At 65.6% G+C, this 21,877-nt stretch carries 10 protein-coding genes and 1 riboswitch; of the genes, 8 read left to right on the top strand and 2 right to left on the bottom strand.

Going from position 1 to position 21,877, the window contains the following annotated elements:
• Nucleotides 1–359: 359 nt before the first annotated feature.
• A riboswitch (cobalamin riboswitch) is annotated at nucleotides 360–593 on the top strand.
• A 132-nt stretch (nucleotides 594–725) separates the two neighbouring features.
• The 5 genes from btuB (at nucleotide 726) to KK131_RS08065 (ending at nucleotide 16,218) form a co-directional block, all read left to right on the top strand.
• Nucleotides 726–2,576: a TonB-dependent vitamin B12 receptor gene (gene btuB / locus KK131_RS08085; RefSeq protein ID WP_214556687.1), complete on the top strand. Its 1,851-nt coding sequence runs from the start codon at nucleotides 726–728 to the stop codon at nucleotides 2,574–2,576.
• 174 nt (nucleotides 2,577–2,750) lie between these two features.
• On the top strand, nucleotides 2,751–5,927 hold the full coding sequence (locus KK131_RS08080; RefSeq protein ID WP_214556147.1) for an efflux RND transporter permease subunit: 3,177 nt from the start codon (nucleotides 2,751–2,753) through the stop codon (nucleotides 5,925–5,927).
• Between the two features lie 159 nt (nucleotides 5,928–6,086).
• Nucleotides 6,087–9,257 carry an efflux RND transporter permease subunit gene (locus tag KK131_RS08075; RefSeq protein ID WP_214556146.1) on the top strand — a complete coding sequence of 1,057 codons (3,171 nt, stop codon included), beginning with the start codon at nucleotides 6,087–6,089 and terminating at the stop codon, nucleotides 9,255–9,257.
• Nucleotides 9,258–10,284: 1,027 nt separating this feature from the next.
• Nucleotides 10,285–15,288, top strand: coding sequence for a hypothetical protein (locus KK131_RS08070; RefSeq protein ID WP_214556145.1), 5,004 nt, complete (start codon nucleotides 10,285–10,287; stop codon nucleotides 15,286–15,288).
• Between the two features lie 15 nt (nucleotides 15,289–15,303).
• A complete protein-coding gene (locus KK131_RS08065; protein WP_214556144.1) occupies nucleotides 15,304–16,218 on the top strand; it encodes an RHS repeat-associated core domain-containing protein in 915 nt (304 codons plus the stop codon).
• 442 nt (nucleotides 16,219–16,660) lie between these two features.
• On the opposite strand, the gene KK131_RS08060 is transcribed toward KK131_RS08065, so the two are convergent.
• A complete protein-coding gene (locus KK131_RS08060; RefSeq protein ID WP_214556143.1) occupies nucleotides 16,661–17,068 on the bottom strand; it encodes a hypothetical protein in 408 nt (135 codons plus the stop codon).
• A gap of 203 nt (nucleotides 17,069–17,271) precedes the next feature.
• Between KK131_RS08060 and KK131_RS08055 the strand changes: the two genes are divergently transcribed.
• Nucleotides 17,272–17,610, top strand: coding sequence for an efflux RND transporter permease subunit (locus KK131_RS08055; protein WP_250887024.1), 339 nt, complete (start codon nucleotides 17,272–17,274; stop codon nucleotides 17,608–17,610).
• Between the two features lie 135 nt (nucleotides 17,611–17,745).
• Here the strand turns inward: KK131_RS08055 and KK131_RS08050 are convergent, their stop codons facing one another.
• The gene (locus tag KK131_RS08050) at nucleotides 17,746–18,702 is read right to left on the bottom strand and encodes a hypothetical protein (protein ID WP_214556142.1); all 957 of its coding nucleotides are present in this window, start codon (nucleotides 18,700–18,702) and stop codon (nucleotides 17,746–17,748) included.
• A gap of 180 nt (nucleotides 18,703–18,882) precedes the next feature.
• Between KK131_RS08050 and KK131_RS08045 the strand changes: the two genes are divergently transcribed.
• Entirely contained in the window at nucleotides 18,883–20,247 is a 1,365-nt protein-coding gene (locus tag KK131_RS08045) for a pitrilysin family protein (RefSeq protein ID WP_214556141.1), read from the top strand.
• A 137-nt stretch (nucleotides 20,248–20,384) separates the two neighbouring features.
• On the top strand, nucleotides 20,385–21,731 hold the full coding sequence (locus KK131_RS08040) for a pitrilysin family protein (protein ID WP_345777200.1): 1,347 nt from the start codon (nucleotides 20,385–20,387) through the stop codon (nucleotides 21,729–21,731).
• The last annotated feature ends 146 nt before the right edge of the window (nucleotides 21,732–21,877 follow it).

Here is a 21,877-nt window from a genome sequence, read left to right as displayed (position 1 = left end):
CCAAGTGACGTAATTCGATCAGCTCATCGATAAGCAAGCCGGATGCATGCTGGCAGCCGCCGATTGTTCCATCAGTCAGGCATAGAGCCTTATGTCGTCGCATGACATCCAGCAGCTTGCTATCCGAACATAAAGCGACATAAATACCGACGTCAACAAAATCTTTATGATTATCAAAAATTAGTAAGAAATTACGATTTTTGATCCTGTGATCAATAATATCTTGCGATTATTGTTTCCTTGATTCGTATCCTGTGTGGAAGCATTCAATAATGTTGTGGTTAATCGGAACAATTGGATGAGCGCCTGAAGAACGCCCTTTTAACGGGAGTTCGATTTGCGTGAACTTCATGTCGGCGTTAAAGTGGCGCGGTTCAGGTGTCCCGACGGCGCGTTTGCCGGACGGATGAAACGGGAAGCCGGTGCGTGGTGTGCGAACACACTGCAAGGCCGGCGCTGCCCCCGCAACGGTAAGCGAGACCCACGAACGGCGGATGCCACTGTGCGCAGCACGGGAAGGCGCCGTTCAAGGCATGCGGACGACCGCGCGCCACTCGCCAGCCCGGAGACCGGCCCGAACGATTCCTGGTGGCTCGCGGTGGGCGAGGCCGAACCACGTGTCGGTCGATCCCGCCTGCCCGTCGTTCCGTCTTCCTTCCCGCTCGCCGTCAGCTCATTGAACACGTGAGCCGTGCGCGGGTGCGCGGCGTAGAGGAACGAACATGATGAAGAAGTCCCTGCTGGCAGCGGCGCTGCTCAGTTACACGATGGCGGCGCAGGCCGCCGACCAGAGCGACGCGTCGGCGCTGGCGCCGGTGATCGTCACCGCCACGCGCACCGCGATCACCGCCGACGAGGCGCTGTCGTCGGTGACGGTGATCACCCGCGCCGACATCGAGCGGCTGCAGCCGCTGTCGGTGCCGGATTTGCTGGCCGGGCTGCCCGGGCTGAGCTTTGCCAACACCGGCGGCTACGGCCAGCAGACCTCGCTGTTCATGCGCGGCACCAATTCCACCCATACCTTGCTGCTGGTCGACGGCGTGCGGGTGGCTTCGGTCAGTGCCGGGCTGGCGGCGTTCGAGCAGATCCCGGTGGAGCAGATCGAGCGCATCGAGATCGTGCGCGGCCCGCGTTCCAGCCTGTACGGCGCCGACGCGATCGGCGGGGTGATCCAGATCTTCACCCGCCGCGGTACGCGTGATGGCGGCCTGCAGCCTTCGTTCAGCGTGACCACCGGCAGCAACAACCTGCTGCGCGGCCAGGCCGGACTGTCCGGCGGCAGCGAGCACGCCTGGTACAACCTCGGCGTCGGCGCCCAGTACACGCGCGGCATCAATGCCTGCCGCATCGGCGCCGGCGTGGTGTTCGCCGGCTGCTTCACCGACGAGCCGGACCGCGACGCCTACCGCAACAAGAACCTCAGCGCCAGCGGCGGCTACCGCTGGGACAACGGCGCCGAGCTCACCGGCACCTGGCTGCGCAGCCTCGGCGAGATCCATTTCGACGGCAGCTACCAGAACCGCAGCCGCACCCTGCAGCAGGTCGCCGGCAGCAGTTTCAGCTTCAACCCGCTGGAAGCGTGGAAGACCACGCTGAGCGTGGGCCAGAATCTGGACCGCTACGACAACTACGAGAACCGGGACTTCGTCGGCTACATCTACTCGCGGCGCAACCAGGCGTCGTGGCAGAACGACCTCAGCGTGGCCAGCAACCAGCTGCTGACGCTCGGTATCGACTGGCAGGGCGAGCACATCGACAGCGACACCGGCTTCCTCGCCAGCCGCCGCAACAATACCGGCGGCTACGTGCAGTACCAGGGCACGTTCGGCCGCCACGAGGTGCAGTTGTCGGCGCGGCGCGACCACAACGGCCAGTTCGGCAACCACAACACCGGCGCCGCGGCGTGGGGCTACCGCTTCGATCATGGCCTGCGCCTGTCCGCCAGCTACGGCAGCGCGTTCCATGCGCCGACCTTCAACGACCTGTACTACCCGTACGGCAGCGGCAATCCGGACCTGAAGCCGGAAAAATCGCGCAGCGCCGAACTGGGCCTGAGCCAGCAACTGGACGCATGGAACTGGGCGTTGAACGCCTACCAGACCCGCATCGACCAGCTGATCGCGCTGGACAGCAACTACTTCCCGTCCAACATCAGCAAGGCGCGCATCCGCGGCGTGGAGGGCCAGCTCGGCGTCAAGCTTGCCGGCTGGCAGCTGCAGGGCTACCTGGGTTGGCTGCAGCCGCGCAACGAGGATGGCGGCGCCAACGACGGCCGCACCCTGCCGCGCCGGCCCGGGCGCACCGCGCGGGTGGACCTGGACCGCCGCTTCGGCGCGTTCGGCGTCGGCGCCACCGTCAACGCGGCCGGGCGCAGCTACGACGATGCGGCCAACCGCCATCCGCTGGGCGGCTACGCCACCACCGACCTGCGCGCCAGCTGGCACTTCGCGCCGGACTGGCAGGTCGAGGCGCGGCTGGCGAACGTGTTCGGCCGCCACTACGAGACCGTCTGGTACTTCAACCAGCCCGGCCGCAGCGCGTTCCTGACCCTGCGCTACAGCCCGGCCAAGCGCTGATCCCGAAGTCGCGCATGCAGGAGCCCGGCAGCGGGTTTCTGCATGCCGGGTGGACTTCAGGCATATACACAAGGACCGCGACAGCTGGCATAACGTCGGCATGAATGGAACGCCCGCAACGTCCCTGGCCGCGCCCTCGGCGCTCCCGCCACGCTTGCGCGCCAGGGAGGCCGCTTGAACATCTTCGCACCGCTGGTCCGCCGACCCGTCGGCACCTCACTGCTTGCGCTCGGGCTGATGCTGGCCGGGCTGTGGGCGTATCTGCTGCTCGGCGTGGCGGCGTTTCCTTCGATCGAGTTTCCCGGCGTGGCGGTGTTTGCGCAGATGCCCGGCGCCAGCGCGCAGACCATGGCCTCGACCGTGGTGGCGCCGCTGGAACGCCATCTCGGGCGCATTCCCGGGGTGCGTCAGATGTTCTCCAGCGCCAGCGAGGGCGGCGCGCAGATCCAGGTCATCTTCAACATGGATCGCGGCGCCGACAAGGCCGCACGCGACGTGCAGGCGGCGATCAACGCGGCGGCGCCGGACCTGCCGCCCGGGCTGCCCAGCCCGCCCGGCTACGTCAAGTTCGACACCTCGCAGATCCCGGTGCTGCTGGTCTCGCTGACCTCCGCCAGCCTGCCGCCGGACCGGCTGTACGACCTCACCGACACCTTGCTGAAGCCGGCGGTGGCGCAGATCCCCGGCGTGGCCCAGGTGCAGGTGAGCGGCGGCACGCCGCATGCGGTACGCATCGTGCTGAACACCAGCGCGCTGGTGGGCATGGGCATCACCGCCAACGACGTGGCGAATGCGCTGCGCGCCGCCAACGTCACCTCGCCGCAGGGCACGCTCAGCAACGGCGTCACACGCATGACGGTGAGCGCCAACGACGCGCTGCACACGGCGCAGGATTTCGCTGCGCTGGTGGTCGCCAGCCACAACGGCGTACCGGTGCGGCTGGCCGATGTGGCGACGATCGGCAGCGGCCAGGAAGACAAGTACGCCGCGGCGTGGTTCAACGGCCAGCGCGCGGTGGTGATGCAGGTCAACAAGCGGCCGGAGGCGAACGCGGTGGCCACGGTGACGGCGGTCCGTGCGCGCCTGCCCGAGCTGCGCGCTCTGCTGCCGGCCGACGCGACGATCACCCCGATCTTCGACTTCACCCCGACCACCCTGTCGGCGCTGCACGAGGTGGAGGTGGCGCTGCTGATGGGTATCGTGATGGTGGCGCTGGTGATGCTGGTGTTCCTGCGCCGGCTGCGGCCCACCGTGATCGCGATGTTCAGCGTGCCGCTGTCGCTGGCCGGCGCGTTCGTGGCGATGTGGATGCTCGGCTTCACCCTCAACATCTTCTCGCTGGTGGCGCTGGTGCTGTGCGTGGGCTTCGTGGTGGACGACGCGATCGTGGTGATCGAGAACATCGTGCGCCACATGGAACGCGGCGAGCCGCCGCTGCAGGCCGCGCTCAACGGCGTGCGCGAGATCGGCTTCACGGTGATCTCGATCACGCTGTCGCTGATCGCCGTGTTCGGGCCGATGGTGTTCGGCAACAACATGTTCACCATGCTGATGCGCGAGTTCTCGGTGACCCTGATCGCCACCATCGTGATCTCGGCGCTGGTCTCGCTCACGCTCACCCCGGCGCTGTGCGGCGCCTGGCTGGCGCACGAGCCTGCGGGCACGCGCACGCCGGGGCGGCTGGAGCGCCTGGCCGAGCGTTTCGACAACGGCATGCTGCGCATCTACGAGCGCGCGCTGGACTGGGCCATGCACCACCGCCGGATCATGCGCTGGCAGCCGTTGATCCTGCTGGCGCTCACCATCGGCCTGGCGGTCGTGGTGGTGATGACTGCCGGCGGCGGCCTGATGCCGAAGGAGGACACCGGCCTGCTGCAGGTGAGCATCACCGCCGACGCCAACGTCTCGCCCACCCTGCTGGCCAGCCGCACGCAGGAGGTGGCGGCGAAGGTCCAGGCCGATCCGGCGGTGCGCGACGTCTCCACCTTCCTCGGCGGCAACAACGCCGGGGGCGCGGTCGGCAACCAGTCCAGCCTGTTCGTCGACCTGAGGCCGCTTGGCGACCGGCCGGGCGACCGCCACGTCACCTCCCAGGCGGTGGTCGACCGGCTGGACAAGTACTTCAAGAACGTGCCGGACCTGGACGTGTCGCTCAGCGTCAACCAGTTCATCGGCGGTGGCGGCGGCGGTGGTGGCGGCAAGGGGCAGTATGCGTTCCAGCTCAGCAGCCTGGACGGCACGCCACTGCAGCAGCCCACCCTGAAGCTGGCGCGGGTGATGCGCGGCATGAAGCAGTTCCGCAACGTCAGCACCAGCTTCGACAGCATCGGCAAGCAGCAGATGCTGCGGGTGGACCGCAACGCCGCCGCGCGCCTGCACGTCAGCCTGGCCCAGGTGGATACGGCGCTGGCCAACGCGTTCGGCCAGACCCCGGTCTCCACCATCTACTCGGACATCAACCAGTACCGCGTGGTGATCACCGCCAGCAGCGCCGAGTCGCTGAGCCCGGCCACCCTGCTCAATACCTATGTGCGCAATGCGAAGGGGCAGATGATCCCGCTGTCCGCGCTGGCGAAGATCCAGCCGCACATCGCGCCGGTCACGATCAACCATTACGACCAGCTCGAATCGGCCGCGATCAACTACAACCTGGCCAAGGGCATCACCCAGGCGGACGGCCTGAAGCTGGTCGACCAGGCGATGTTCGCCGCGCAGCTGCCGCCCGGCGTGCAGAAGAAGTATTCCGGCGACAACCAGAGCCTGGTCGATGCGATGAACAACGCGCTGATCATGCTGCTGGCGGTGATCCTGGTGATGTACGTGGTGCTGGGCATCCTGTACGAGAGCCTGATCCACCCGCTGACCATCCTTTCCACCCTGCCGGCCGCCGGCATGGGCGCGTTCCTGGCGATGCTGGTCACGCATACCCAGCTGACCCTGATGTCGGTGATCGCGATCCTGATGCTGATCGGCATCGTCAAGAAGAACGCGATCCTGATGGTCGACTTCGCCTTGGTCGCCGAGCGCGACCGCGGCATGTCGCCGCCGGAGGCGATCCGCGAGGCGGCGCTGGTGCGCTTCCGCCCGATCACCATGACCACCCTGGTGGCGATGGGCGCGGCGCTGCCGCTGGCGATCGGCTTCGGCTACGGGTCGGAGATGCGCCAGCCGCTCGGCATCGCCATCCTCGGCGGCCTGTTCGTGTCGCAGCTGCTGACCCTGCTGAGCACGCCGGCGATCTACCTGTGGCAGCACGATCACCGCCAGCGCAAGGTTGCGCGGCGTCAGTTGCGGGCCGAGATCAAACGCCAGCGGATACTGCAGCAGCAGATGCCGGCCCTGCCGAAATAATCGCGGCGGCTACCCCTGCCTTCCGGCAGGGTGTGGACTTCAGGCACATACGCCGGGGCGTGCCGAAGGGCATAAAGTGGGCATGAACGGAACGCTTGCCCTATCCTCGCCATCCCTGCGCTGCTCCAGTCTGCGTCCGCACCGGTGGACGGAAGCTCCATGAACATCTTCGCCCCGCTGATTCGCCGCCCGGTCGGCACCTCGCTGCTCGCGCTCGGCCTGATGCTGGCCGGGCTGTGGGCGTACCTGCTGCTCGGCGTGGCCGCTTTGCCGTCGCTGGATTTCCCCGGCGTCTACGTGGTGGCCAGCCAGCCCGGCGCCAGCGCGCAGACCATGGCGAACACCGTGCTGGCGCCGCTGGAGCGGCACCTGGGGCGCATTCCCGGCGTCGATGAGATGTACGGCAACGCCAGCGAGGGCCAGGCCTCGGTGATGGTGCGCTTCACCTTCGACCGCACCGCCGACAGCGCCGCGCGCGACGTGCAGGCGGCGATCAACGCGGCCGCGGTCGACCTGCCCAGCGGCATGCCGTCGCCGCCGCAGTACTTCAAGTTCGATACCTCGCAGATCCCGATCCTGTTCCTCACCCTGACCTCGACCGGACTGCCGCAGGACCAGCTGTTCGACCTCGCCGACACCATGCTCAAGCCCGCCGTGGCGCAGATCGACGGCGTGGCCCAGGTGCAGGTGTTCGGCGGCACGCCGCATGCGGTGCGGATCGAGCTGGATACCGCCGCGCTGGCGGCCAAGAACCTCACCGCGAACGACGTGGCCAACGCGCTGCGCGCGGCCAACGTCACCTCGCCGCAGGGCACGCTGAGCGACGGCCGCACGCAGATGACGGTGAGCGCCAGCGACGGCCTGCAGACGCCGGCCGAGTTCGCCCGCCTGCTGATTTCGGTGAAGAACGGCACGCCGGTGCGGCTGTCCGACGTGGCGCGGGTCTACTCCGGCCAGCAGGACGAGTACCAGGCGGCCTGGTTCAACGACGCGCGTGCGGTCGGCCTGCAGATCAGCAAGCGGCCGGAGGCCAACGCGGTGGCCACGGTGGAGGCGATCCGCGCCCGCCTGCCGCAACTGCGCGCCTCGCTGCCGCAGAACGTGACGATGACGCCGGTGTTCGACCTCACCCAGACCACCAAGTCGGCGCTGCACGAAGTACAGGTGGCGCTGCTGATCTCGATCGTGATGGTGGTGCTGGTGATGCTGGTGTTCCTGCGCCGGCTGCGCCCGACCCTGATCGCCACGCTAAGCGTGCCGCTGTCGCTGGCCGGCGCGTTCGTGGTGATGTGGACGCTCGGCTACACGCTCAACACCTTGTCGCTGGTGGCGCTGGTGCTGTGCATCGGCTTCGTGGTGGACGATGCGATCGTGGTGATCGAGAACATCGTGCGCCACATGGAGCGCGGCGAGCCGCCGATGCAGGCGGCGCTGACCGGCGTGCGCGAGATCGGCTTCACGGTGATCTCGATCACCTTGTCGCTGGTGGCAGTGTTCGCGCCGCTCTTGTTCGGCAACAACATGCTGATCATGCTGCTGCGCGAGTTCTCGGTGACGCTGACCGCGGCGGTGGTGATTTCCGCGTTGGTCTCGCTGACGCTGACGCCGGCGCTGTGCGCCTACCTGCTGACCCACGAGCCGGAGCGCAGCAAGCCGCCCGGGCGGATCGAGCGGGCGGTGGAGAGTTTCGACCGCAACCTGCTGCGCATCTACGCGCGCGCGCTGGACTGGGCGATGCATCATCGCCGGATCATGCGCTGGCAGCCGTTGACCCTGCTGCTGCTCACCTTCGCGCTCGGCTTCGCAGTGGCGAAGACCGCCGGCGGCACCTTCATGCCGGACGAGGACACCGGCCAGCTGCAGGTCGACATCAACGCCGACGCGAACATCTCGCCGGCGCAGATGACCGAGCGCACGCTGGCTGTGGCGAAGATCATGCAGGCCGACCCGGCCGTGCTCGACCAGCTGACCATGCTCGGCCGCGACGGCGGCGGTGGCGGCGCGGTGGGCAACAATGCGCAGATGTTCGTCGACCTGAAGCCGCGCGGCAGCGGCCCGGGCCAGCGCGACGAAGGCATCAAGCAGGTGGTCGAGCGCCTGTCGAAGCACTACGACAAGCTGCCCGGCGTGAAGGTCTCGGTCAGCGCCGCGCAGTTCCTCGGCGGCGGCGGCAGCGGCGACGGCGGCGGCCAGTACGAGTTCCAGCTGATCAGCACCAACGGCGACGACCTGCAGCCGTGGGTTCTGAAGATGGTGCGGCAGCTGCGCGCCATCAAGGAATTCCGCGACGTCGGCAGCAACTTCGACCAGGTCGGCAAGCAGCAGCTGCTGAAGATCGACCGCGAGGCCGCCGGGCGCCTGCACGTGGGCATCGGCACGATCGACTCGGCGCTGTACAACTCGTTCGGCCAGCGCCAGGTGTCGCAGATCTATTCCGACATCAACCAGTATTCGGTGGTGCTCAGCACCGGCGCGGCGCAGCGGGTGAGCCCGGAGTCGCTGCTCAACGTGCGCGTGCGCAACGAGCAGGGGCGGATGATCCCGCTGTCCGCGCTGGCGACGATCGAGCCGGACATCAGCCCGCTGCGCGTGCGCCACCACAACCAGTTGGAGGCGGCCACGATCAGCTACAACCTGGCCAAGGACGTCACCCAGGACGTCGGCGTGAAGCTGGTCGAGCAGGCTGCTTACGCGGCTCGGCTGCCGGCCGGCATGCGGGTGGATTTCACCGGCGCCAACCAGCGCCTGAAGCAGGCCCAGTCCAACGGCATGGTGCTGCTGCTCGGCTCGATCCTGGCGATGTACATCGTGCTGGGCATCCTGTACGAAAGCCTCGGCCATCCGCTGACCATCCTGTCCACGTTGCCGGCCGCCGGCGCCGGCGCGTTCCTCGCCATGCTGGTGACCCAGACGCAGATCTCGATGATGGCGATCATCGCGATCCTGATGCTCATAGGCATCGTCAAGAAGAACGCGATCCTGATGGTCGACTTCGCCCTGGTCGCCGAACGCGAGCGCGGGTTGTCCGCACCGGAGGCGATCCGCGAAGCCGCCCTGGTGCGCTTCCGCCCGATCACCATGACCACCCTGGTCGCGATGGGCGCGGCGCTGCCGCTGGCGATCGGCTTCGGCATCGGCTCGGAGATGCGCCAGCCGCTCGGCATCGCCATCGTCGGCGGTCTGCTGGTGTCGCAGCTGCTGACCCTGCTCAGCACGCCGGCGATCTACCTGTGGAATTACGACCGCAAGATCCGCAAGGCCGCACGCAAGGAACGCAAGGCGGAGAAGAAGCGCTTGAAGGCGTTGGGTAGGGCGCAGACGGCGAGCTGAGCGGGCATGCGGGTCCTCGAATGCATGCGTGATATGCCCTAGTACCCGGTCGGCGACTGGCGGGCTGGGTATTGGGGCGTCTGGAAACGTGATACGCGTCTCACCCAAAGCTCTGATGTCGCTGGTTTCGACGGTTGACATCGTAAGTATTTACGATCCAACCTTGCCCCGTCACCGTGCGCAACGCCGGGCACAAGGCAAGGGGAAAGAGATGCGCGTTTATTGGCAAGGGATTTGCCTGTCGGCAGTAGTACTGCTTGCGTTGGCCGGTGTATGCCACGCCCAGTCGGCGGTTACGCCCGAAGACGAATACAAGAAGCTGATTCGCGTCAGCAAGGACATCCAGCCGTTAGGCGAAAACCCGTTCGGCGAGCAGGTGAGCCTGTACAACGGCAGCCTGTCGTTCGAGCAGACCGACGTCAGCCTGCCCGGTAATGGGCCCTTGCTGCAGTTATCGCGTTCGTATCACCTGAGGGAAGCGAAGGAGTCCGAGTCGATTGATGGGGCTTTTTCCGACTGGGATATCGAAGTTCCCCGCATCACGACAATGACGGCCAACCAGACCAACGTCAGTGGCTGGGAGATCAATCAATCCAATAGCGATGCCAGATGCACGCTATTCGGTCCGCCCCCCACCGTCGCGTTGCAGCAGGGCGGCGCCGACTGGGAACCAGCCACTTGGTGGGCCGGATACCAACTCGTCATACCGGGTAGCGGTAGTCAGGACCTGCTCAAGCGTTCCAGCGAAAACGCCCTGTCACCAGCGATGGGTACGACGTCCTTCCCCATTGTGACCAGGCAGAACTGGATGATTACCTGCCTGCCTGCGACCGATGGCAGTGGTCCTGGAGAGGCCTTCCTGGCCATTTCGCCGGATGGCACCAAGTACTGGTTCAACCACCTCGTCTACCGGTGGGCACCTACCATGACCCGGCCGATCGGTTCTGGTCCCATGAGCCTGCAGTCGTATGGTGGCGTGCAGCCAATGGTTGCCATTGATGATTTTCTGCGCCGCCGGCAGGCGTCAATGTTGGTCACGCGTATCGAGGATCGCTTCGGCAACTTCCTTACCTACAGCTATGACGGAGCGAACCTCACCGCTATTACCGCCAGCGACGGTCGCGCGTTGGATCTTTCCTATGAGCTTGGGACTTCGCGCATAAGTGCCGCCACACTGCAGTCCCCGCTTGGTTCTCGTACGTGGTCCTACCAGTACGGTACGGATGTCTACCACGTGTTGAACAAGGTCACGCTGCCCGATGGCAGCGCCTGGTCGTATGACCTGGCCGGGTTACGCAGCGGCGAGATCATTGTCGGCGGAGGGGATTGCGAAAGCCTGGGCTTGTTGTCGACAAATGTCCCGAGCGGCAGCATCGTGCATCCATCCGGGCTGACCGGTACGTTCCAGGTCAAGCCGGTGGTACGCGGACGCTCCTACGTGCCACGACAATGCGTGAAGACGACCGACGACAGCAGCTACGCCTACACACCGCGCGTCTACGCCACCTTCGCGATCATCCAAAAGACTTTCGGTGGCGCCGGCTTGCCGAGCCAGACCTGGAGCTACAACTACTCCCCGGACAACGCTAGCTGGCTGCAGGACTGTGCCGGTGGCTGCGTCAGTACGGTATGGACGGACGTGCTTGATCCGCAGGGGCGTGCGGTACGCAACACCTTCAGCAACCGATTCGACGAGACCGAGGGGCAGTTGCAGCGCACCGAGTATTACAGCGGCGCGGTCGGCACGACCCTGCTGCGCTCGGAGGCCAGCCAGTACGCCGCCTCCAATGCAGGGCTATGGCCGAGCGTGTACGGCTACAACCTGCAGTCACGCATGAACCTGGCGGTGGTCGAGCGGCAGGCCCCGCTGAACCAGCGCGTGATCACCCAGGATGGCGACAGCTACACATGGCAGGCGGAGTCGTTCAACGCCTACGCGCAGGTCACCCAGACCAAGCGCTTCAACAGCATCGTCGGGCAGGGTGCGGTGCAAGAGCAGACCACTTACCTCAACGACCTGCCGCACTGGGTGCTGGGCCTGCCGCTGCAGACGGACAACCTGACCACCGGCGAGACGGTGAGCCGGAACGTCTACGACCTGGCCAAGGTGACGCTCAAGGAGCGCTGGCGCTTCGACCAGAAACTCATGAGCTACACGTTCGACGGCGCCGGTCAGTTGGCGAGCTTCACCGACGGCAACACCAACACCACCAGCTTGAGCAACTACAAGCGCGGCATCCCGCTGACGATCGGTTACCCGGACACCCGTACGCAAAGCCTCATCGTCGACGACTTCGGCCAGATCACGTCGATCACCGACCAGGCCGGCAGCACTATGTCCTACAGCTATGACGCGGTCGGCCGGCTGAAACAGATCAGCTACCCCAGCGGGGACGAACAGGCGTGGTACCCCTCGGTGTTCACCTACGACTACGTGACCGCCGCCGAGCGCGGGATCGGTGCAAACCACTGGCGCCGCACCGTCAGCAAGGGCAACGCGCGGATGGTGACGTACTTCGACGCCTTGCTGCGCCCGGTGCTGAGCGACAGCTACATCAGTGGGGTCGCCGGCTCGACCACCAGCGGCCTGACCACCTACGACCCGAAGGGGCAGAAGACCTTCACCTCGTACCCGAGCGCGAGTGCCCTGAACTTCACCACGACACCGGCCAGCGCCGGCATCGCCGGCAGTACCAGCAGCTACGATGCGCTGGGTCGGTTGATCCAGACCCGGCAGGACTCCGAGCTGGGTGTGCTGACCACGAGCACCGCCTACCTGTCCGGTGCCCGCCGGCAGGTTACCGACCCCAAGGGCAAGGTCACCACCACCAGCTACCAGGTGTTCGACCAGCCGTCCTACGACGCGGTGACCAAGGTCCAGGCGCCGGAGAACGTCACCCAGGACATCATCCGCGATCTTTACGGCAACCCGCTGTCGATCCAGCAGTCGGGCCTGTATGCGACGCAGAGTGTCGATGTCACCAAGACGCTGATCTACGACAGCTACCACCGCCTGTGCCGCACCACCGAGCCGGAGAGCGGTAGCACGGTCATGGCCTACGACAACGCCAACAACCTGGCATGGAGCGCCGAAGGCCTCGCCATCACCGGTACCGGTTGCGGCCAGGAGCAGGTGGCCACCGGCAAGATCACGCGCAGCTACGACGCGATGAACCGGCTGCTGACCCTGTCACCGCCGGTTGGCACCCAGGGCACGGTCTATACGTACGATGCCCTGGGCAATATGGCCAGCGCCACCTCGGGCCTCAGCCTGTGGACGGCCAGCCGCAACAAGCGGGGCCAACTGACCGGCGAGTCGCTGCAGCTGACCGGCCAGAGTGCCTGGGCGATCGGCTATGCGCACGACGCCTACGGCAGCGTGAGCCTGATCCATTACCCCGACGGTGAAAACGTCAGCTATGCCCCCGACGCGCTGGGTCGCGCCACCCAGGTTGGCAGCTACGCCACCGGCCTGACCTACTTCCCGGACGGCGAAGTGAAGGACTTCGTCTACGGCAACGGCGCGGTGTACGCGGCCGAGAAGAACGCCCGCCAGCTGGTGAGCAACTTCAGCTACGGCCAGGGCGCCACGCCGGTGCTCAGCGAGGACTACACCTACGACGCCAACGGCAACATCATCAAGGTCGACGACCTGGCCAGCGGCCCGCGCACCAAGGTGTTCGGCTACGACGCGCTGAACCGACTGAGCAGTGCGCAGGCGACTGGCCTGTGGGGCACGGAAAGCTACACCTACGATCCGCTCAACAACATCCGCACGCGGATCGCCGGTGGGCAGACCCTCACCTACAACTACAACACGCTTAACCAATTGGGCTCGATCAGCGGTGGTGCCGGTAGCACGTTCGTCTACGACAACCGCGGCAATGTCATCAACAAGAACGGCGCCAACCTGGTCTTCGACCAGAAGAACCAGCTGACCCAGATTCCGGGCTACGGCGACTACGCCTACGATGCGGCGGGACGCCGTGTGATGAAGACACCCGCGGGCGGCGGTGCCCCCACGTACTACTTCTACAACCAGGCCGGGCAGCTGCTGTACCAAGTGAATCCCGGGACGGGCAAGACCAGCAACTTCGTCTACCTGGGTCGCAAGCTACTGGCCCACAACGAGAGCCTGCATCTGGTCGCGCCGGGTGCCGTCAGCTTCGACACCAATCCCAACAACGGCAGCTACACGGTGAGCTGGGGTGCCGTGCCGGGAGCGACCAGCTACCTCCTGCAGGAGAGCGCCAACGGTGGCGGCTGGACCACGGTCTACAGCGGCAGCGCGGCCAGCAAGGCGCTGAGCGGCAAGGCCGGCGGCAGTTACGTCTATCGCGCCGAAGGCTGCGTGGTTGCCACCTGTGGTGCCTGGACCACCTCGGCCACGCTGGGCGTGACTCCGGCACTACCCACCGTGACGGTGCCCAGCGGCACCATCAACGGCACCTACACGGTGAGCTGGACAGCCCCAGCCAGTACCACCAGCTACGACGTGCAGGAGCGCCTGGATGGTGGCGGCTGGACCACGATCGCCAGCAACACCGTCGCGACGTCGATCAGCCGCGCCGGCACCACCAGCGGCAGCTACACCTACCAAGTGTCGGCGAAGAATGCTCACGGCACGCGCGGTTGGGCCGGGTCCAATGCGGTGACCGTGGATACGACCTACGGCGTGGTGCCGGACGTGCCGGCCGGCCTGAGCGTGCCCGCCACCAGCAACACCGGCGCCGTCGCACTAAGCTGGAGCGCGGCGAACCTGGCGACGAGCTACACGCTGCAGCAGAGCGGCAACGGCGGGGTTAGCTGGAGCACGGCCTATACCGGCAGCGGTACCAACGCGGCTCTTACCGGACTGGCCGACGGCAGCTACGTCTACCAGGTGCAGGCCTGCAACACCTACGGCTGCAGCGCGTGGAAAGCTGGAAGCGCTACGCTGGTCGTCACCCATCCACCCACCGCGGCGCCGACTCTGAGCGCGCCGGCCAGCAGCGCCACCGGCAGCTACACGGTGAGCTGGAGCGGTATAGCCGGACCGGTCAGCTACACCCTGCAGGAGCAGGTCAATGGCGGCGCCTGGACCACCGTGCAAACCAACGGCCTGACCAGCTGGAGCACCAGTGGCCGTGGCAACGGGACCTACGGCTATCACGTGCAGGCGTGCAACGTGGGTGGCTGCGGACCGTGGAGCGCTACCGGCAGCACTACAGTACTGCTGCCACCGATGGCGCCGTCGAGCATTACGGTGCCGGCCACCAGCAGCGGCAGCATCGCGGTGAGCTGGGCGGCCAGTGCCACAGCGACCAGTTACACGCTGCAGCAGCGTCTCGGGGCAGGCAGCTGGGGCGTCGTCTACACCGGTGCGGCCGTCAGCAACACGAGCACGGTCACCACCAGCGGCAACTACACGTACCAGGTGCAGGCGTGCAACGCGAGCGGCTGCAGTGTGTACAAAGCGAGTAGCGCGGTGGTGGTGACGATTCCGCCGGCCGCGGCGCCCAGCCTGAGTGTGCCGGCAAGCAGCAACACCGGCAGCTACACGGTGAGCTGGGGCGCGGTGACGGCGGCGACCAGCTACACGCTGCAGGAGCAGGTCAACGGCGGCGGCTGGGCCACGGTGCAGGCGAACGGCAATACCAGCTGGGGTGCCAGCGGCAAGACCGACGGCACCTATGGGTATCGGGTGCAGGCGTGCAATGTCGGCGGCTGTGGGCCGTGGAGCGGCACGGGAACGGTCAGCGTGGTGTTGGTTCCACCCGCGCCCGGGGCACCCAGCCTCAGTGTGAGTGGCCCCTCCTACAAGCCGGTGGTGAGTGCGACTTGGTCGACCGTGATCGGCGCCACGAGCTATCAACTGGAAGAAACGCACCCCCAGGACGGCGTACACATCGTCTACAACGGCTCAGGCACATCTTGGAGGGAGTTGATCTTTGCCACCGGGACGGTGCAATTCCGTGTGAAGGCGTGCAACAGCGCGGGTTGCTCGGCCTTCAGCAACTACAGCAGCGTCATGCTGAATTCGGGCCTTTGAGCTAGGGATGTCGTCATGCCTATGAAAAAGATTTCATCATGGTTGACGCTGGCGAGCTTGTGGCTGTGTGCAGCGGTGACTTATGCCGGCACGGTGACCTACGTGTACACCGACCCGCAGGGGACGCCGCTGGCGGAGGCCGATGCCAGCGGCAACATCACGGCACGGTTTGAGTACACGCCGTATGGGGTGTCGGTGCCGAGTATGGGCGCGGCCCCCAATGGGGTGGGGTATACCGGACATGTGAGCGACCCGGAGACCGGGCTCGTGTACATGCAGGCGCGGTACTACGATGCGGAGGTGGGGCGGTTTTTGAGTGTGGATCCGGTGGGGCCGAGTTCGGGGGATGGGTTTGGATTTAATCGGTATGCATACGTCAACAATAATCCGTATACATTCATCGATCCAGATGGGCGTCAGAAAACGGTTGCTTGGCTTGTTCGACTGACAGCGGATGGCATGCAGGGAGTCGCTCGCCTTACTCGGGAACAGGCTATTAGAGCTCGAAGAGCCGAGCAAAATATTGTTGGTGACCGCCGTCAGATTAGCAGTGGAGTTGAGCGTGCTGCTCATGGAAGCGACGGCCAGCTCAAACACGTGGGTCATGAATTGAAGGATGGCTCAAAGGGACTGCCTCACTATCAGACTGAAGGCAAGACGGGGCATTCATTCTGGGGAAAAGTGAGCGTTGTAGCGGCAAGTTTTGCTGGCGCACTTAACCAGGCGGCGGAAGCAGCAGAGTACATACCAGATATTGCGCCTAGGCCTGCAACACAGGATGACATTGCAAGAACAAACAACATCATTAACGTGCTCAATGATGCTCTTGGGATGGGTGTACCTAATTATCCGAATCCACCCCAATCGACGGAGCTACCGCTTCCACCGCCACCGGAAGAATCTAAGCCTGATCCGGATAGAGCGCAGTAGGCGTATAAGCAATGGCCGCTTATCAAGTCATGATTGAAGGTGTATTTGTGAGTGCTCCCGCATACCTCAATGGCGGGTGTGGATTTCATTCCACTTTTTTCCTTGAAGCTAACAGCGCTACGAGCGCGATCCATCGAGTGAGTCTTCTCATTCAAAAGAGATTAAAGGATCATGGAGTAAGTGAGATTACCGCTAGGCCTTTCAATACGTACTACTGGGTCCACGACATATGGGAAATCAGTAGCGACAAGCTCAATGAAAATGCTGGCAAAGACCTTGGTTTTAGTTTCTTTCGTATAGGACGTCTAGAGAGGCTGTATCTGTACCTTCGGCACTTGTTTTTCTTGGGGTTCAGACCATGGCTTTTAATCCATACGTAACTAGATCCGACAAAACCGGGGCCAGGAAAACCGGGGTCAGAGTCTGAGGTATCCCCACGAATTCATGCCGGTACCTGCATCTGGGCGAGTGTTGCCGCAGGCAGCGATTCCAGCCGGTCCAACCAGCGTGATATGGGCTCCATAGCCCATGCTTTGATCAGTGCTTCGCGACCGAGGTGAAGAACCGAATAGAGTTTGCGCGACGATCGTCTGGGCGAGAGCCAATGCACCATGTCAGCGGCTTCGCAGGCCAGGCCGGCGAGCCAGCTGGCAAAGGCGGCCAGCGCGTTCACCAGCAGCAGAATATCGATACGTTTGCCGCTATGCGTCAGGCTGTCTTCGAAGCCTTGACCATAGCGGTGCGACTTCAAATCGCGAAACGACATTCGATCTGCATGCGCCGCCCATAACAGGGCAACCAGCTGGCGCGCACTCAGATCAGCGAGCGCCGGTGATGCCACGACCAGCAAGGCTCGCGCTCGCGCGATGCGCACTGCAGACTGATCTTGCTGCGTGCAACGTGTCCCAAGCGATTGCGATGCTTTCGTCCGCGAGGCGGCTTGCGGTAGACCACGACGCGACAGACCCAGGGTGCGCTACGCACGGTATTCATCAGTCCCAGATCGCGTGGCCGCGCGGTGGCCGATGCATACAGCGCACGGCACGGCACCCATTGCCCTTCCTCGCCGAACGCGAACGCGGGCTGTCCGCACTCGAGGCGATCCGCGAAGCCGCCCTGGTGCGCTTCCGCCCGATCACCATGACCACCCTCGTCGCGATGGGCGCGGCACTGCCGCTGGCGATCGGTTTCGGCATCGGCTCGGAAATGCGCCAGCCGCTGGGCATCGCCATCGTCGGCGGTCTGCTGGTGTCGCAGCTGCTGACCCTGCTCAGCACCCCGGCGATCTACCTGTGGAATTACGACCGCAAGATTCGCAAGGCGGCGCGCAAAGAGTGCAAAGCGGAGAAGAAGCGGCGCAAGGCGCTGGGTGGGGCGCAGGCGGCGACATGAGCTGAGAGTCCGGGGGAGTTGCGCGCTTAACTTCCTCCATCCCCTACTGCATCCTCCTTTTGCCCTTGCCGCCGACCTGAAGGAGATGGGTGCGGCAAGGAGGCTGGCTCAGCCAGTCCCCTTTTTGCAGAGCAATCAATCGTGGAAGTGGTGGCGTTGTGCATGCCACCAGCGCCCCCAGAACACACCGATCACCACGGAAATGCCACCGAACACGAGTGCCGGTACGCGTGCATCGCCGAGGTCGGTGCGTACGAGCGGGCTGATGATCGAGTAGACCACGCTTGCCGCCAGCAGCACGAAGCCCGACCACCAGGCGAACATCGTGCGTCGATAGATACCAAGGGCGATGCCGAGTATCGCGATGGAGCCCGTGCCGACGAGGATACGGAACGTTTCGTTCGCATAAGGTGTGATCACGGAGCCGTCAGGGCCGCCGCGATAGGTCTGGATGCCGCTGATCGCCGAAATGATGCCCAAGAGCCCGAATAGGGCGAACAGTCCGGCCAGCGGGTAAATGAAAACGGGTGTCTTACCTTTCCCCGCCTGGTCGGCAAGGCCTGCACCCTGGCCAGGCGTGGCGGTGTCTGGCGGTACTTGCAGTGCGGTACGCATGACATCTGTGAGCCAGGCGGCGTCGTTCCGCGAAAACCATTGGCCCAGCGCCGTCAGCCCGATGCCGAAGGCCATCATCCCGATGGCCGCCAGCGGGAACATGGCGATTTTCGGCGATGCCACGGCTGCCACCGAGCCTGCGATCGCGAACAATGCAAGCATGCCAAGCCAGAACGCCATGAACACCTTCACCAACAGTGTCATGGTGAAACGACCGCGCAGCACGACCTTGCCCTGTCGTTGCTCGAACCTGCCGATGAAGAACGGCTTGAACGAGTTGCCCACCATCGGAATGACTCGCTGCAGCGACACGCGGTTTTCCTTTACCGTGCCGGCGGCGCATTCCTGCGTGGCGAACGGAAACGACCATCGGCGCGTGGCGGCCCGCAGCCGCTCCACGGATTCGTTCATGCCGAACGCGCTCACGAATTCGACGGGCCCGGAACCCGTCCAGAAGTTCTTGATCCAGCGGAACATGCCACCTCCCGCAACAAGCTAGCGTTCGACCATCATCGCAGATCGCCCGCCCCGCCACGCGGCTCGGCTTCGGACAAGTCGCGCGGTGTCCGGGCATGCCTGCGCGGGCATGCGGCAAGTCACGGGCGCAGCTCGGCCCGACTTGCTAAGGTTGGCCCCTTTCCAACGAAGGGACTGCCCATGCGTCTGCGTCCGGCTGCCTTGCTCGCCCCGCTCGTCCTGCTGACCGCGCTGGCCTCGCCGCTGCTGGCCGCGGTCGAGCTAACCATCCCGCCAATCCCATACCACCAGCGCACCCTGCCGAACGGCTTGCAGGTCTTGAGCGTGGAGGATCATGCCAGCCCGAACGTGGCGGTGCAGGTGTGGTACCACGTCGGCTCGAAGGACGACCCGCAGGGGCGCTCCGGCTTCGCGCATCTGTTCGAGCACCTGATGTTCAAGAGCACGAAGCACATGCACGCCGAGCAGTTCGACCGGCTGACCGAGGACGTCGGCGGCGCCAACAACGCGTCCACCGGCGACGACGTCACCAACTACTTCGAGGTAGTGCCGAGCAACCACCTGCAGACCCTGCTGTGGGCCGAGGCCGAGCGGCTGTCCAACCTCAACGTGGACGAGGCGAACTTCAAGTCCGAGCGCGCGGTGGTGGAGGAGGAATACCGGCAGAGCGTGCTGGCCAATCCGTACGGCAAGCTGTTCAACGCGATCGACCCGAAGTCGTACACCGTGCATCCGTACAAGCGTCCGACGATCGGCAGCATCGAGGACCTGGAAGCGGCGACGCTGCCGGACGTGGTCGCGTTCCACCAGACCTTCTACCGGCCGGACAACGCCACCCTGATCGTCGCCGGCGACTTCGATCCGAAGCAGCTCGACGCCTGGGTCGACCAGTATTTCGGCTGGATCGCGAAGCCGGCCACGCCGATCCCGCAGGTCACCGCGCAGGAACCGAAGCGCAAGAAGAACCTGCGCTACACCGTTACCAGCGAGACCGCGCCGCTGCCCGCGGTGGCGATCACCTGGCTGCTGCCGCCGGCGTCCGACACGGCCGACAGCATCCCGCTCAAGGTCGCCGCCGCGCTGCTGTCGCAGGGCGATTCCTCGCGGCTGTACCAGTCGCTGGTGTATCGCCACCAGGTTGCCCAGCAGGCCGGCGCCGATGCCGACGGCCGGGTCGGCCCGGGCCTGTTCACCGCCTACGCGATCCTCGCCAGCGGCCACCAGCCGGCCGAGGCGGAGAAGCTGCTGCACGAGGAGATCATCTGGCTGGCGACCCAGCCGATTCCCGCCGCCGAGCTGGACAAGGTGAAGACCCAGCTGCTGACCGGCGAACTGAAGCAGCGCCAGACCGCGCAGGGCCTGGCCTTCGCGCTGGGCCAGGCGGCGCTGATCGACGGCAATCCGGAACACGTCAACACCGACCTGGCCGCGCTGCAGAAAGTCACCGAACAGGACGTGCACCGCGTGCTGCAGAAATACGTGACCGGCGCGCGCAGCGTCACCATCGACTACCTGCCGCAGGCCGCCAAGGGAGCGACGAAATGAGGAGAAGCGAAATGAACCGCCGGATGCCTGCATGCCGTTTGGCCTTCTTTACGTCCATTCTTGTTTCCGCCGGGAGCGCCGCGGCTGCCGATTTTCCCGTCGCGCCGCCCACGCCGGGCCCTGCGCCGCAGCTGAGCGTGCCGACGCCGACGGCACAAACCCTGGCGAACGGCTTGCAGGTGATCAGCGTGCGCCGCGCCGGCCTGCCGCTGGTCACCGCGCAACTGGTGTTGCGCAGCGGCGGCGAGATGGACCCGCCGTCGCTGGCCGGCCTGGCCGACCTCACCGCGAGCCTGCTGACCAAGGGCGCGGCCGGCAAGAGCGCGCCGCAGATCGCCGCCGCCGCCGAGGCACTGGGCGGTTCGCTGGATGCCTCTGCCGGCTGGGACGAAAGCGCGGTCGGCATCACCGTGACCACGCCGAAGCTGCCGCAGGCGCTGGGCCTGCTGGCCGAGGTGGTGCGCCAGCCGGACTTCAGCGCGGCCGAGTTGAAGCGGGCGCAGGCGCAGGCGATCGACGACCTGCGCCTGCTGCTGAGCCGGCCCACCGCGCTGGCCTCGCTGGCCGCCAGCCGCGGCGTGTTCGGCGACGGCGCCTACGGCCATTCGCGCGGCGGCACGCCGGCCTCGATCGCGCGGATCGGCCGCGCCGACGTGCAGCGATTGCACGCGGCGCTGTACCGGCCAGACAACGCGATCCTGATCCTCGCCGGCGACATCACCCCGGCGCAGGCGCAGCAGCTGGCGCAGGCCAGTTTCGGCGACTGGCCGAAGCCGGCCACGCCGCTGCCGGAGCGGGCGGCGGGCAAGGCCGCCAGCCGCGTGCCGGCGATCCTGCTGATCGACCAGCGCGGCGCCGGCCAGGCCGGCGTGGTCGCGGCACATGCGGCGCCGTCGCGCGGCGATGACGGCTACTACGTGGGCACGGTGGCCAACGCAGTGCTCGGCGGCTCGTACTCGGCGCGCTTGAACGAGGAGATCCGCATCAAGCGCGGCCTGTCCTATGGCGCCAACAGCCGGCTGCAGCCGCTGCGCGACGCTGGCCTGTGGCTGGCCTCGGCGCAGACCAAGAACCCGTCCGCGGCGCAGGTGGTCGAGCTGATGCTGGGCGAGTTCAAGCGACTGGGCGGCACGCGGGTTTCCGCCGACGAGCTGGCCGCGCGCAAGGCCACCCTGATCGGCGGCTACGGCCGCAGCCTGGAAACCACCACCGGGCTGGCCGAACAGGTCGGCGAGCTGGCCGTCTACGGCATGCCGCTGGACGAGATCGGCCGGTACATCGCCAAGGTGCAGGCGGTGACGCCGAAGCAGATCGAGAAGTACGCGGACAAGCATCTGGACGCCGGCGCCGGCACGGTGGTGGTGGTCGGCGACGCCGCGCAATTCGCCGCGGACATCCGCAAGGCGCATCCGCAGGCCGCGTTGCTGGAATCGACCGCGCTGGACCTGGACAGCCCGACCTTGCAACCGGCAGCGGGCAAGTAGTTCCCCGCCATCTCGGGCGGTACCCGAACCCCGGCCATCGTGCCGGGGTTTTTACATGGTGGGGGCAACAATCTGTTGCCGAAATCGACCCAAGGAGGGGGTTCGCCCGACGCGGGTCACTTTGTAAACTATGCGGTACACAAAAG

It is taken from the genome of Rhodanobacter sp. LX-99 (assembly GCF_018599185.1).
Lineage (GTDB): Bacteria > Pseudomonadota > Gammaproteobacteria > Xanthomonadales > Rhodanobacteraceae > Rhodanobacter.
Note: the sequence above shows the minus strand (reverse complement) of the source record. Positions and strands in the feature narration are given on the sequence as shown.

Bases quoted from the DNA above. Each gene is read 5' to 3' on its own strand.
- KK131_RS08075 (WP_214556146.1), top strand. From the start codon at position 6,087: ATGAACATCTTCGCCCCGCTGATTCGCCGCCCGGTCGGCACCTCGCTG.
- KK131_RS08045 (WP_214556141.1), top strand. From the start codon at position 18,883: ATGCGTCTGCGTCCGGCTGCCTTGCTCGCCCCGCTCGTCCTGCTGACC.
- KK131_RS08070 (WP_214556145.1), top strand. From the start codon at position 10,285: ATGTTGGTCACGCGTATCGAGGATCGCTTCGGCAACTTCCTTACCTAC.
- KK131_RS08065 (WP_214556144.1), top strand. From the start codon at position 15,304: ATGCCTATGAAAAAGATTTCATCATGGTTGACGCTGGCGAGCTTGTGG.
- KK131_RS08050 (WP_214556142.1), bottom strand. From the start codon at position 18,702: ATGTTCCGCTGGATCAAGAACTTCTGGACGGGTTCCGGGCCCGTCGAA.
- btuB (WP_214556687.1), top strand. From the start codon at position 726: ATGAAGAAGTCCCTGCTGGCAGCGGCGCTGCTCAGTTACACGATGGCG.